General features: G+C 33.4%; 13 protein-coding genes. 10 read left to right on the top strand and 3 right to left on the bottom strand.

The features are described 5' to 3' along the window. Positions 1-162: 162 nt before the first annotated feature. On the bottom strand, positions 163-2778 hold the full coding sequence (locus tag VLC96_RS13435; protein WP_325263684.1) for a leucine-rich repeat domain-containing protein: 2616 nt from the start codon (positions 2776-2778) through the stop codon (positions 163-165). 922 nt (positions 2779-3700) lie between these two features. On the opposite strand from VLC96_RS13435, the gene leuC reads away from it, so the two are divergent. The 7 genes from leuC to leuB all read left to right on the top strand — a co-directional run bounded on the left by leuC (position 3701) and on the right by leuB (position 9952). Then, on the top strand, positions 3701-5095 hold the full coding sequence (gene leuC, locus VLC96_RS13430; RefSeq protein WP_325263683.1) for a 3-isopropylmalate dehydratase large subunit: 1395 nt from the start codon (positions 3701-3703) through the stop codon (positions 5093-5095). A 55-nt stretch (positions 5096-5150) separates the two neighbouring features. Continuing rightward, positions 5151-5504, top strand: coding sequence for a four helix bundle protein (locus VLC96_RS13425; RefSeq protein WP_325263681.1), 354 nt, complete (start codon positions 5151-5153; stop codon positions 5502-5504). Between the two features lie 62 nt (positions 5505-5566). Then, a complete protein-coding gene (gene leuD, locus VLC96_RS13420; RefSeq protein WP_325263679.1) occupies positions 5567-6163 on the top strand; it encodes a 3-isopropylmalate dehydratase small subunit in 597 nt (198 codons plus the stop codon). Between the two features lie 137 nt (positions 6164-6300). Further along, positions 6301-6603: an antibiotic biosynthesis monooxygenase family protein gene (locus tag VLC96_RS13415; RefSeq protein ID WP_325263678.1), complete on the top strand. Its 303-nt coding sequence runs from the start codon at positions 6301-6303 to the stop codon at positions 6601-6603. 12 nt (positions 6604-6615) lie between these two features. After that, the gene (locus VLC96_RS13410) at positions 6616-7188 is read left to right on the top strand and encodes an O-methyltransferase (RefSeq protein WP_325263676.1); all 573 of its coding nucleotides are present in this window, start codon (positions 6616-6618) and stop codon (positions 7186-7188) included. Positions 7189-7233: 45 nt separating this feature from the next. Next, positions 7234-8754: a hydroxymethylglutaryl-CoA lyase-like TIM-barrel protein gene (locus VLC96_RS13405; RefSeq protein ID WP_325263674.1), complete on the top strand. Its 1521-nt coding sequence runs from the start codon at positions 7234-7236 to the stop codon at positions 8752-8754. A gap of 136 nt (positions 8755-8890) precedes the next feature. Further along, positions 8891-9952 (top strand): 3-isopropylmalate dehydrogenase, encoded by a 1062-nt coding sequence (leuB, locus tag VLC96_RS13400; RefSeq protein WP_325263672.1) that lies wholly within the window; start codon positions 8891-8893, stop codon positions 9950-9952. Positions 9953-10115: 163 nt separating this feature from the next. Here leuB and rbp read toward each other — a convergent pair whose 3' ends face one another. Together rbp and VLC96_RS13390 are read right to left on the bottom strand one after the other, a co-directional pair. Beyond that, positions 10116-10469 (bottom strand): RNA-binding regulator, encoded by a 354-nt coding sequence (gene rbp, locus VLC96_RS13395; RefSeq protein WP_325263670.1) that lies wholly within the window; start codon positions 10467-10469, stop codon positions 10116-10118. Between the two features lie 265 nt (positions 10470-10734). Beyond that, positions 10735-11205, bottom strand: coding sequence for a DUF6252 domain-containing protein (locus VLC96_RS13390; protein ID WP_325263668.1), 471 nt, complete (start codon positions 11203-11205; stop codon positions 10735-10737). Between the two features lie 199 nt (positions 11206-11404). Between VLC96_RS13390 and VLC96_RS13385 the strand changes: the two genes are divergently transcribed. From VLC96_RS13385 to VLC96_RS13375, 3 genes are all read left to right on the top strand, one after another. Beyond that, positions 11405-11962: a 30S ribosomal protein S16 gene (locus VLC96_RS13385; protein ID WP_325263666.1), complete on the top strand. Its 558-nt coding sequence runs from the start codon at positions 11405-11407 to the stop codon at positions 11960-11962. 14 nt (positions 11963-11976) lie between these two features. Continuing rightward, a complete protein-coding gene (gene rimM, locus VLC96_RS13380; protein ID WP_325263665.1) occupies positions 11977-12501 on the top strand; it encodes a ribosome maturation factor RimM in 525 nt (174 codons plus the stop codon). Between the two features lie 109 nt (positions 12502-12610). Next, on the top strand, positions 12611-13324 hold the full coding sequence (locus tag VLC96_RS13375; RefSeq protein WP_325263664.1) for a tRNA1(Val) (adenine(37)-N6)-methyltransferase: 714 nt from the start codon (positions 12611-12613) through the stop codon (positions 13322-13324). Positions 13325-13385 lie beyond the last annotated feature (61 nt).

Here is a 13385-nt window from a genome sequence, read left to right as displayed (position 1 = left end):
AAAAGTTCCAAATGGAGTTATAGGAGTCGAAATTTATCGTTTTAAAATCCAAACGAAATATTTTTTCATAAATCAGCCAACCCAAAATCAATCCCTGAAATTTGTCGCATAAAAAAGCTGCCCTTTTCGGACAGCCTCTTTAAGTTTGAAAGAAGTAAGTTGTTAATTTTTAATTACTTTTTTAGTGAATGTACCTTCATTTGAATTTACTTTAACAAAGTACAATCCATTTACCAAGTTACTTGTGTCAATACTATTTTCAGTAGCATTTACTGTTTTTTGAATTACTACTTTCCCAGTTACATCAAAAAGTTGAATTGTAGTTTTGTCTGTGGTATTTAATTGTACAAACAATTCGCCATGAACTGGATTTGGATATACCGATACTTTATTTTTAGCAGAAAAATCAACTGTACCTAATGTTGTACTAGCAGTTATCGAATAAAAATTTTCCCAAACAGCTGCTGCTTTGTAAGAGTCAAGGCTGGCTGCAGGAACAACTAATGCACAAGATTGAACTGTTGTATTATCAAATACATTTGAATTTATATCCAATGGTGATTCGATAGCACAATTCACTGTTTTTAATTTTGAACAGTCTGTAAAAGCCATCTCATCGATTGCAGTAACACTGCTAGGAATAGTTACAGAAGCTAACTCATTACAACCCCAAAAAGTACCTAATTCAATTTTAGTAACTGAACTTGGAAAAGTAAAAGTTGTTAAACCAGAGCGACCAAAAGCCAATGCTTCAATACTAGTTACAGTATTAGGGATTTCTATTTTAGTTAAGCTGCTGCATAAAGCGAAAGCCTCTTGACCAATAGATAAAACTGAAGCTGGAATGTTTATTGTTTTTAAGCTATAGCACTCTGAAAAGGCACGCCAACCGATAGAAGCAACTTTATTACCAATGTTAGCAGAAGTTAATCTATAACAATTTTGAAAGGTTCCATCTTGAAGAGAAGTAACGTTATCACCAATACTAACAGAAGTTATGTCAGCATTATATTGAAAAGCATAAGAACTAATTTCAGTAACATTATATACTATGCCCATATTGCTTACAGTAGAAGGTATTGTAATGGAACCTGAATAACTGTTTTCTGGATTTGATATTACTTTTACAGTTGTTGGTTCTACTGCTGACGTAATTTCATAAGCGATACCGTCTACTATAAATGGAGCAACATCTGTTATAGTTGTAAAATATTTCCACACATATGTATCTCTGTAAACTTGCACTTTTCCTGCAGGAACAATTAATCTACAAAAATCTAAATTTACATTATCCAGGACAGATTCATCAATTGGCAATGGCTCTTCAAAATCACAAGTAATTTGTGATAAATTAGAATATCCATTAAAAGCAGAATCACTAATTTCTGTAACATCATAAACTACGCCATTATTATTAACCGTAGTAGGTATTGTGATTGAACGAATATTATTATCTTCATAATTTGCTATTACTTTTACAGTTGACGCTGAAGTAATTTCATAGGCTACTCCATTTACAACAAATGGGGCAACATCTACTATTGAAGAAAAACCTTCCCAAACAGGAGCTTCTCTATAAGCTTGTATTTTACCTGTAGAAACAATTAATTTACAAGATGCTAAATCTACATAGTCAAAGACAAATTCATCAAGTATCAATGGCTCTTCAATATTACAAGTAATCTGTTTTAAATTCCAATATTCTCTGAAAGCAGAAGGACTAATTTCTGTAACATTGTAAACTACACCATTATTGCTAACTGTTGCAGGTATTGTTATTGAACTAGGATTACTATTTTCTATATTTGCAACTATTTTTACAGTTGTTGGTTCAACAGCTGATGTTATTACATAAGCCAATCCATTTACAACAAAAGGCGCAACATCTGTTAACGTTGTAAATTCATTCCATACATCTGCATCTTTGTAAGCTTGTGTTTGCCCTGTAGGAACAATTAATCTACAAAATTCTAAATCTACACCTCCAAACACAGATGAATCAATATACAATGGATTTTCGATATTACATGTAATCTGCTTTAAATTATAACAAGTATTAAAAGCTCTAGCTCCAATAGAAGTAACCGAATTTGGAATAGTTACATAAGTTAGTTTAGAACAATTAGCAAAAGAACCATATCCAATAGAAGCAACAGAATCTGGAATAGTTAAAGAAGTTAGATTAGAACATTTAGCAAAAGCATTATCTCCAATAAAAGTAACAGAATTTGGAATAGTTACTGAGGTTAGACTATAACAACGACTAAAAGCATCATTTCCAATAGAAGTCACAGAACTTGGAATAGTTACTGAAGTTAGATTAGAACAATTATAAAAAGCATCATCTCCAATAGAAGTCACAGAACTTGGAATAGTTACTGAAGTCAGATTAGAACAATTATAAAAAGTATATTCGCCAATAGAAGTCACAGAACTTGGAATAGTAATAGAAGCTAAACTTGAACAATTATAAAAAGTATATTCGCCAATAGAAACAACAGAATTTGGAATAGTTATAGAATCTAAACTTTCACATCCAAAAAAAGCACTTTCGCCAATTTCAGTAACATTATAAATAACATCATTGTAAGTAACCATAGAAGGTATTACTACTGAACCAGAATATTTCGCTTCTGTATTCGACACAACTTTTACAGTTCCTGGAGCTGTAACTTCATAATTAATTCCCTCAAATAAGAAGGTTGGCGGAACAAATGTCTTAGCCGATGCAATACTCATATTCACAAAAGCAAATAGTAAAAGTAATTTTTTAATCATAATTTTAATTTAGATTGGGTTTATAAATAGCCTAAATAAGGTAAACCGTTGTTCATAAATAGTTTTAATTTTTAGTCGTTAGATTCGAAATGTGTCTTGAAATTTCATTCCATTTCACTACTGCAAAAACAACTGAAATCATCAACAATTATAGCCAATGGCTTAATCATTTAAACTCTCGTTAAAAAAAACAAAATTATTTCATAGAAAATTATTTGAACAGCCCGTTAAGGCAAATCGATAGTAGATTTGAACAAATCAATAGCCCATTAAGACATTTTGAATGTTTTTTAAGAGTAGTAAACCAATCTTTAAACTTTTGCTTCTTCAAATTCCACAAAGCAAGATTTTATGAATCAAAGAATTCACCAAAAAATAGATTTTAAAACTTTATTTCTAATTCTTTATGCGCCTTTTCTTTTTTACTTTTAGCTCAAAATCTATTTATAATTTAAAAAAAAAACGTCAATAATTCCCTTTTGGATGTCGTAAAATCAAATTAAAAAATAAGCCAAAAACAAGTGCTCTTAAGTTATCTTAATTCCAATATAAACTATGATTTGCTCACAAATTACAAAGTATAACACTTGATAATTATTACTATTTAAACACAAAATGTTATATTTTTTAAACACAAACCACTTATTTTATGCTACAATAGCGATAAATTTGCCAATTATTAAAAACAACAGTAAAGTACCGGTTTTGTATTCTTTTGGGATAAATTTTAAATGACATTTCAAAAGTGAACTAGCTTAACTAAAGTTGTTATAATTAAAATTTCAAAAAACCAAAACAGTTGGGTATCGTATAAAACGAAATATCGAAATTGACACATCAACATCTTTTTATAATTTTGAACTTCTATTATAATGACATCAAGCTACTGTGGTTATAACAATTACAATTAAAAAAAAATAAAATGAGTAAGACATTATTTGACAAAGTATGGGATTCACATGTTGTGCGTAAAATTGAAGATGGACCAGATGTGTTTTTTATTGACCGTCATTTCATTCACGAAGTTACGAGTCCTGTTGCTTTTTTAGGATTGAAAGCCAGAGGTGTAAAAGTTTTATATCCAGAGCGTACTTTTGCTACCGCAGACCACAATACACCAACTATAAACCAACATTTACCTGTTGCAGATGCTTTATCTGCTAATCAGTTGAAAGCCTTGGAAGATAATGCTACTGAATATGGCATTTCTCACTGGGGATTGGGTCACCAAAAAAATGGAATTGTACACGTAGTTGGACCTGAAAACGGAATTACTTTGCCAGGTGCTACTATTGTTTGTGGAGATTCACATACTTCTACTCACGGTGCTTTTGGAGCGATTGCTTTTGGTATCGGAACTTCTGAGGTAGAGATGGTACTTTCTACACAATGTATCATGCAGCCAAAACCTAAAAAAATGCGTATCAATGTAAATGGTACTTTAAGCAAAGGTGTTGGACCAAAAGACGTTGCTCTTTATATTATTGCTCAATTGACAACTTCTGGAGGTACAGGATATTTCGTAGAATATGCTGGTGATGTTTTCGAAAACATGACTATGGAAGGTCGTATGACTGTTTGTAACCTAAGTATTGAAATGGGTGCTCGTGGAGGGATGATTGCTCCTGACCAAACAACTTTTGATTTCCTTGAAGGAAGATTATATGCTCCAAAAGGAGAAGCTTGGACCAAAGCTGTTGAATACTGGAAAACTTTAAAAACTGATCCTGATGCTGTTTTTGATGCTGAATTAAACATCAATGCTGCTGACATCGAACCAATGATCACTTATGGTACTAACCCAGGTATGGGAATTGGTATTACTAAACATATTCCAAACGCTGACCAAGTGGAAGGTGGCGAGGAAACATACAAAAAATCGTTAGCTTATATGGGCTTCAATGAAGATGATGTGATGATTGGAAAACCAATTGATTATGTTTTCTTAGGAAGTTGTACAAACGGACGTATTGAAGATTTTAGAGCTTTTGCTGAAATTGTAAAAGGCCGCAAAAAAGCAGACAATGTAACAGCTTGGTTAGTTCCAGGTTCTCACGTAGTTGAAGCTCAAATCAAAGAAGAAGGTATTTTGGATATTCTGACTGATGCAGGATTTGTATTGCGTCAGCCTGGATGTTCTGCTTGTTTGGCAATGAACGATGATAAAGTTCCTGCTGGAAAATATGCGGTAAGTACATCAAACAGAAACTTTGAAGGTCGTCAAGGTCCTGGTTCAAGAACTTTATTAGCTTCGCCAATTATGGCTGCTGCTGCTGCGGTTACTGGAAAATTAACAGATCCAAGAGAGTTATTTTAAAAAGCTGTGAGCTGTCGGCAAACGGCTCAAAGCCCATAGCCGAAAGCTCAAAAAAATGAGAGATTTTAGAAAGTACAATGCTTGGCAAGAAAGTCATTTGTTCACACTTGAAGTTTATCAAGTAACAAAAGAGTTTCCAAAAGAAGAATTATTTGGATTAACAAGTCAATTGAGAAGAGCAGTTTCTTCTATTCCAACAAATTTTGCCGAAGGTTGTGGCTCTAATTCCGAAAAAGAATTTGCAAGATATTTGAATATTGCAATTGCTTCCTGTTCAGAAGTTGAATATTTATTATTACTGACTTCTGACTTGAAATATTTAAACCCTGAAATTCATCAGAATTTAGAAAGCAAAGTAATTCAAATTAGAAAACAGATTTATCAATTAAGACTAAAATTAAATCAATAAAATTATTGCAGTTTCTGCCCAAAGCCCAAAGCCCAAGGCCGACTGCCAAAAACAAATAAAAAATGGCATACGATAAATTTAATATACTTACCAGTAGTGCAGTGCCACTACCGATTGAGAACGTAGATACGGATCAAATCATACCTGCTCGTTTCTTGAAAGCTACAAAACGTGAAGGTTTTGGAGACAATCTTTTCAGAGACTGGAGATACAATGGAGATAATACTCCAAAAGCAGATTTCGTTTTAAACAACCCAACTTACTCAGGAAAAATCCTTGTGGGAGGTAAAAACTTTGGTTCAGGATCATCTCGTGAACACGCTGCTTGGGCAGTTTATGATTATGGATTCCGTGCTGTAGTTTCGTCTTTCTTTGCAGATATTTTTAAAGGAAACTGCTTGAATATTGGTGTTTTGCCAGTACAAGTTAGCCCTGAGTTTTTAGAAAATATTTTCAAAGCAATTGAGGCTGATCCAAAAGCAGAATTAAAAATTGACTTGCCTGCGCAAACAATCACTTTATTGGCTACAGGTCAACAAGAATCTTTTGCGATCAACGGATACAAAAAGAACAATATGATCAATGGTTTTGATGACATTGATTATTTACAAAACATCAAAGAGGATATTGTAGCTTTTGCTGACAAACTTCCTTATTAAAAAAGTAACAGTGATCAGTTTTTAGTGGACAGTAATGCTTTTTTCGCAGTTTACTACTATTTAAAAAAACCGAACTCAATTTATGATGACACCCGACAGGTTTTAAAAATCTGTCGGGTTTATAAATAAAAATAAGTATGATTTTAGAAATGGCTGTTCTACAGGTAATAAAAGGAAAAGAACTTTATTTTGAAAAAGATTTTGCAATAGCCAGCCAATTTATTCAATCTATTCCGGGTTATGTAAATCATAGTTTGAGGAAATGCATTGAGGAAGAAAACAAATACTTGTTATTGGTCAATTGGGAAAAATTAGAAGATCATACGATAGGTTTCAGAGAATCTGAAGCATATTTAGAATGGAAAAAATTGCTGCATCATTATTATAATCCGTTTCCAATTGTGGAGCATTATGAAATGGTTCTGGAAAATAAAACATAATTAAATTTAAAAATGAATGACAACAGCATTGTATTGCCAAAATGGTATTCAGAAATCAAAATAGATTCTGAAAAAATTTCATTTACAATGCCGTCTGATTTACAAACCGGAAGTATTCTTAGAACATTAATTGCGACCAAAAAAGAAGGACGTTTTTTAGAATTAGGAACAGGAACAGGTTTATCACTTGCGTGGATGATTGAGGGAATGTCTGCGAAATCAAATTTAATTTCAATAGACAATTCGTCAGAATATCAAAACATTGCAAAAAAATATTTTCACCAACCAAATGTTTCATTTGTTTGTGAAGATGCCGAAAAATGGATTTTAAATTATAAAGGTCAAAAATTTGATTTGATTTTTGCTGATGCCTGGCCTGGCAAATATGCAGTTTTGGATGAAACGTTGAACTTATTAAATTCTGGTGGAATTTATTTAATTGATGATATGTTGCCTCAACCAAATTGGCCAGAAAATCATAGTGAAAATGTCGAAATTCTTATTCAGAATTTAGAAAAAAGAGAAGACATTCAATTAACAAAAATGTGTTGGTCGACAGGTTTGATTCTAATAACAAAAATATAAACATTAAAATTACCCGAGCTTATTATTAAAAGCTAACAATATAAAATGGAAAAAAGAAAAATTGAAATAATGGATACGACGCTTCGTGATGGTGAACAAACCTCGGGAGTATCTTTTTCGGCAGCAGAAAAACTTACCATTGCACAATTATTGTTGGAAGAATTACATGTTGATAGAATCGAAATTGCTTCGGCGCGCGTGAGTGAAGGAGAATTTCAGGGTGTAAAAGGCATTATGTCTTGGGCTGAGGAAAAAGGATATACTGACAGAATCGAAGTATTATCTTTTGTTGATGGCGGAATTTCTATCGAATGGATGAAAAAAGCGGGAGCCAAAGTCCAAAATCTTTTGACCAAAGGTTCTTTAAATCATTTGACACATCAATTAAAAAAAACGCCAGAACAACATTTTGCAGAAATTGCCGAATCTGTTGCTTTGGCAAATAAAAACGAAATTGTAACCAATGTTTATCTGGAAGATTGGAGCAACGGAATGCGTAATTCTCCTGAATATGTTTTTCAATATTTAGATTTTTTGGTAACACTACCTATCAAAAGAATATTATTACCAGACACTTTAGGAGTTTTAATTCCTTCGGAAACTTTTGAATTTATTTCTAAAATCAAAACGAAATATCCAAACATTCATTTTGATTTTCACGCCCACAACGATTATGATTTGAGTGTTGCCAATGTGATGGAAGCTGTAAAAGCAGGCATCAACGGATTGCACGTTACCGTAAACGGAATGGGAGAACGCACTGGAAATGCTCCACTAGAAAGTACTACTGCAGTGATTAATGATTTTATGCCTGAGGTGCAAATCAACATCAAAGAATCTTCTTTATACTCGGTAAGTAAATTGGTGGAGACTTTTACTGGTTATAGAATTCCAGCTAATAAGCCAATTGTTGGCGACAACGTTTTTACACAAACTGCCGGAATTCACGCTGATGGAGACAACAAAAACAATTTATATTTTAATGATTTGCTTCCAGAGCGTTTTGGTAGAAAGCGTAAATATGCTTTAGGAAAAACATCTGGCAAAGCCAATATAGAAAAAAATCTTCAAGAGTTAGGTTTAAAACTAAATCCTGAAGACTTGAAATTAGTTACCCAAAAAATCATAGAATTGGGCGACAAAAAACAAACGGTTACCAAAGAAGATCTACCATACATCATCTCAGATGTTTTGGATAGTCAGACTTATGAAGAAAAAATTGTGGTTGAATCTTATGTATTGGTTCATGCCAAAGGATTAAACCCTTCAACAACACTTAGCCTTAAGATTGATGGTGAAATTTTTGAAGAAAGCGCACAAGGTGACGGTCAGTTTGATGCATTTATGAATGCCCTTTCTAAAATTTATAAAGCCAGAAAAATGGCTTTGCCAAAATTGGTAGATTATGCTGTTCGAATACCTCCAGGAAGCAGCTCGGATGCATTATGCGAAACTGTAATTACCTGGACAAATAACGGAAAAGAATTCAAAACAAGAGGATTAGATTCAGACCAAACGGTTGCTGCAATAGTTGCAACTCAAAAAATGCTGAATGTGATTGCATAAAAAAGTTGCTAAGCTACTAAGTTACTAAGTTATCTTAGAGCCTTAGATTCTTTGGAACATAAATTAAAAATATTGAGTCGCCTATTAAACATCGAAACTTAGCGACTAGAACTTATAAACTTAAAAAAAAAGAACAATGAAATTTAATATTGCCCTTTTAGCCGGAGACGGAATTGGACCAGAAGTAATTAACGAAGCAGTAAAAGTTTCGGATGCCATTGCAAAAAAATTCAACCACGAGATTACTTGGACGCCAGCACTTACAGGAGCCTGTGCTATTGATGCGGTAGGTGAGCCTTATCCAGATTCGACTCATGAAGTTTGTATGGCTGCTGATGCTGTTTTGTTTGGTGCTATCGGACACCCAAAATATGATAATGATCCAAGTGCTCCAGTTCGTCCTGAGCAAGGTTTATTAAAAATGCGTAAAAAATTAGGCTTATTTGCCAATGTACGTCCAACTTTTACTTTCCCATCTTTGATTGACAATTCTCCATTGAAAAGAGAAAGAATTGAAGGAACCGATTTGGTTTTCTTAAGAGAATTAACCGGAGGAATTTATTTTGGTGAAAAAGGAAGAAAAGATAACGGAGATACTGCTTTTGACAACTGTGTTTATACAAGAGCTGAAGTGCAACGTTTGGCAAAAAAAGGTTTTGAATTAGCAATGACACGTTCAAAAAAATTGTGTTGTGTGGATAAAGCAAACGTATTGGAAACATCACGTTTATGGAGAGAAACAGTTCAAGCGATGGAAAAAGATTACCCAGAGGTTACTGTTTCTTATGAATTTGTTGATGCTGTTGCAATGCGTTTAGTACAATGGCCAAACTCTTATGACGTATTGATTACTGAAAACTTATTTGGAGATATTTTGACCGACGAAGCTTCTGTAATTTCTGGTTCTATGGGATTAATGCCTTCAGCATCTGTTGGAGAACATACCTCACTTTATGAGCCAATTCACGGTTCTTACCCACAAGCGACAGGATTAAATATTGCAAACCCATTGGCAACTATTTTGTCTGCTGCTATGATGTTTGAAGATGCTTTTGGATTAAAAGATGAAGCAGAAGCAATTAGAGCTGTTGTAAACAAATCATTAGCTGAAGGAATAGTAACTGAAGATTTAGCTGCTAAAGGAGCGAAAGCTTATAAAACTAGCGAAGTTGGTGACTGGTTGGTTGCTAATTTGTAAAAATATAATATCGTAGAGACGTTGCAGTGCAACGTCTTTACAGCATAACAAAAAAGGCTGTCACAATAGACAGCCTTTTCTAATTAAAGAAATTTGTCCCGTCCTGAAACAAAAAGAGGCCATTCTTTCGAATAGCCTCTTTAATATATGATTGAAAAAAATATTAATATCTTCCTCTGTCTCCACCACCACGGTTATCACCACCACGGTTGTTTCCATAACCTCCGCGAGAATCACCTCCACGGTTGTTGTTAAAACTTCTTCTTTCGCCTTCTGGTTTTGGTTCAGATTTGTTAACAACGATAGCACGTCCTTGAACAGTTGCCCCGTTCAATTCATCGATAGCTTTTTGAGCCTCACTGTCATTTGGCATTTCAACAAAACCAAATCCTTTACTTCTACCGGTAAATTTATCAGTGATAATTTTTACAGAGTCAACTGCTCCGTAAGCCTCAAAAGACTCTCTTAAATCTGCTTCCTCAATACTGAATGGAAGGCTTCCCACAAAAATGTTCATATGTACTTATTTATAATAATAAACAAATGTACTCTATTTATTTTCTAATCAACTATAAATTAGCTTATTTCTCAGATTATTTATGAAAAGCATACAGTTTGGCTATATTATTTGTATTTTAATTTAACAGTAAAAAACTCCATAATTAAAAGTATTGATTTCAGTATCAAACGTACTGGAATTAAAAAACTATCAGAAACATCAAATAATAATTCTTATCTCAATATTAGATTCAGATTTCAATTTATTACTAACCATAAGGGATTTACTTTGTTTTAAGAGGAATTTTATAAAAAACACCTTTGATAAAATTCACATACGGAGCAGCAGAACTACCAGATTCATTTGGGATATTACATTTAAATTCTCCAGAAATAGTATGGTTTACCGCATCAAATTCAGTGATCACAATTTGGCCATTACCGCTATTTTCACCTGTTGAAAAAACCGTTGTACTATTTGCTGTTGTTTCAACTAACTTTATAGTATTTACATCATCAACTCCTATTATATAAGTGTTGACATCTACACTTTCTGTTTTCAAAGTTAGAACATCATTTTTCGCATAAGCCTCAATTGTCAGAGAACCATCTGCTTCCTGGACTGCATCGATTAAAGTTGCACTCCAAAGCACATTATTTTTTAAACCCTGTACCGCTGGATTATTAAACTTAACCTGATCCTCACAAGAGTTTAAAAACAAACACAAAACTATAACCGAAAAAAATCTACGCATATCATTTAATTTGAAAGACAAAATTACATGATTTTAAGATTATTAGGTTGTTTTTTAATCCTCATAATAAGCTATAAACATAACTAACAACCAATTAACATATTAAAATAATAAACTTATTAGATTGTTTCGATAAAAAATGTATCTTTGCACCCTTAATTAATCGAGGTCGAGTACCTCAAAATTTAATCATACGATTATGTCAGTAAAAATTAGATTACAAAGACACGGTAAAAAACAAAAACCGTTTTACTGGGTTGTAGCAGCTGATGCTCGCTCAAAAAGAGATGGTAAATACCTTGAAAAAATTGGTACTTACAATCCAAACACAAACCCTGCAACTATCGAATTAAACTTGGATAGCGCAGTAAAATGGTTGCACAATGGTGCTCAACCTACAGATACAGCAAAAGCTATTCTTTCTTACAAAGGAGCTTTATTAAAACACCACCTTGATGGAGGAGTTCGTAAAGGTGCTTTGACTCAAGAGCAAGCTGATGCAAAATTAGCTGCTTGGTTAGAAGCTAAAGCTGGAAAAGTTGACGCTAAAAAACAAGGTTTATCTAAAGCGCAAGCTGATGCTAAAGCTAAAGCATTGAAAGCGGAACAAGAAGTAAACGCAAAACGTATTGCAGATGCTGCTCAAGCTGAAGCTGATGCTATTGCTGCTGCAACTCCTGCTGCTGAAGAAGAAGTTGCTGCCGAAGCTGAAGAAGCTCCTGCTGCTGAAGAAAATAACGAAACAACTGAAGCATAATTTATTAGGCGAAAATGCGTAAAGAAGATTGTTTCTATTTGGGTAAAATCGCCAAAAAATTTAGTTTCAAAGGGGAAGTTCTTGCTTATTTAGACACGGACGAACCTGAGTTATACGAAAACTTGGAATCAGTGTTTGTTGAATGCAACAAACACTTGGTTCCTTTTTTTATTGAAAATAGCTCACTCCACAAAAACGATTTCCTCCGAATTCGTTTTGAAGATATAAATACAGAAGAAGAAGCAGATGCTTTATTAGGCAACGATTTATATCTTCCTCTAAAAATGTTACCAAAACTTACCGGTAATAAATTCTACTTCCACGAAGTAATTGGTTTTGAAGTAGAAGATAAACGCCTTGGCTATGTTGGCGAAATCCAATCCATCAATGACACTACTGCTCAGCCTCTGTTTGAAGTCCTCAAAGGAGATGCTGAAATCCTGATCCCTATGATTGATCATTTCTTGATTAAAATTGACAGGGAAAATAAAAAAATATTCATGGATTTACCTGAAGGGCTGATTGAAATGTATCTTTAAAAAAGTATTCAGTATTCAGATTTTAGTGTTCAGTCATTAAAATTTAAAATGCTTCGCCAATTCGCTATCGCTCGAGCCAGCATTCGTTAATCTATTATTTGAAATCTCTATGTCCAAATTTCAATTCAAACAATTTTCAATCGAACAAGATCGTTGTGCAATGAAAGTTGGTACTGATGGCGTTTTATTAGGGGCTTGGACCCCAATTGAAAACAAACCTTTTAGTATTTTAGACATTGGAACTGGAACTGGAATCATTGCATTAATGCTTGCACAAAGAGGTGCTGCTGAGCAAATAGACGCTTTAGAAATTGACGAAGCTGCCTACGAGCAAGCTACAGATAATTTCGAAAATTCACCTTGGAACGACAGATTGTTTTGTTTTCATGCTGGTTTAGACGAATTTGTAGAAGAACCAGAAGATGAATATGATTTAATCGTTTCTAATCCTCCTTTTTATAGCGAAGATTATAAATCAAATGATGATCAACGGGACTTGGCACGTTTTCAAGATGCTATGCCTTTTGAAGATTTGATTGAAGCCGCCGATTTATTACTTTCTGAAAATGGAATTTTCTCTGTAATTATTCCTTATAAAGAAGAAGAAAAGTTTCTAACACTTGCCAAAGAATACGAATTATATCCTATAAAAATTACGCGTGTAAAAGGGACTCCAACAAGCGAAATCAAACGTAGTTTATTGGCTTTTAGCCGAAATGAAATCTCCAATTATTCTATCGATGAATTGATCATCGAAACTTCAAGACATATATATACTACAGAGTATATCGAGTTGACAAAAGATTTTTATATAAAGATGTAATTATCTAATATTATTTATCAAAAACCTTTTAAAAACACAGTTATCAATTTCTTTGAGAAAT

Origin of the sequence: Flavobacterium sp., assembly GCF_035456085.1 — a bacterium.
Classification (GTDB): domain Bacteria; phylum Bacteroidota; class Bacteroidia; order Flavobacteriales; family Flavobacteriaceae; genus Flavobacterium.
The sequence above is the reverse complement of the archived record's forward strand: the minus strand, read 5'-3'. Positions and strand labels throughout refer to the sequence as shown.

Coding starts and splice junctions, on each gene's coding strand:
- VLC96_RS13435 (WP_325263684.1), bottom strand. CDS start 2,778: ATGATTAAAAAATTACTTTTACTATTTGCTTTTGTGAATATGAGTATT.
- leuC (WP_325263683.1), top strand. CDS start 3,701: ATGAGTAAGACATTATTTGACAAAGTATGGGATTCACATGTTGTGCGT.
- VLC96_RS13425 (WP_325263681.1), top strand. CDS start 5,151: ATGAGAGATTTTAGAAAGTACAATGCTTGGCAAGAAAGTCATTTGTTC.
- leuD (WP_325263679.1), top strand. CDS start 5,567: ATGGCATACGATAAATTTAATATACTTACCAGTAGTGCAGTGCCACTA.
- VLC96_RS13415 (WP_325263678.1), top strand. CDS start 6,301: ATGATTTTAGAAATGGCTGTTCTACAGGTAATAAAAGGAAAAGAACTT.
- VLC96_RS13410 (WP_325263676.1), top strand. CDS start 6,616: ATGAATGACAACAGCATTGTATTGCCAAAATGGTATTCAGAAATCAAA.
- VLC96_RS13405 (WP_325263674.1), top strand. CDS start 7,234: ATGGAAAAAAGAAAAATTGAAATAATGGATACGACGCTTCGTGATGGT.
- leuB (WP_325263672.1), top strand. CDS start 8,891: ATGAAATTTAATATTGCCCTTTTAGCCGGAGACGGAATTGGACCAGAA.
- rbp (WP_325263670.1), bottom strand. CDS start 10,469: ATGAACATTTTTGTGGGAAGCCTTCCATTCAGTATTGAGGAAGCAGAT.
- VLC96_RS13390 (WP_325263668.1), bottom strand. CDS start 11,205: ATGCGTAGATTTTTTTCGGTTATAGTTTTGTGTTTGTTTTTAAACTCT.
- VLC96_RS13385 (WP_325263666.1), top strand. CDS start 11,405: ATGTCAGTAAAAATTAGATTACAAAGACACGGTAAAAAACAAAAACCG.
- rimM (WP_325263665.1), top strand. CDS start 11,977: ATGCGTAAAGAAGATTGTTTCTATTTGGGTAAAATCGCCAAAAAATTT.
- VLC96_RS13375 (WP_325263664.1), top strand. CDS start 12,611: ATGTCCAAATTTCAATTCAAACAATTTTCAATCGAACAAGATCGTTGT.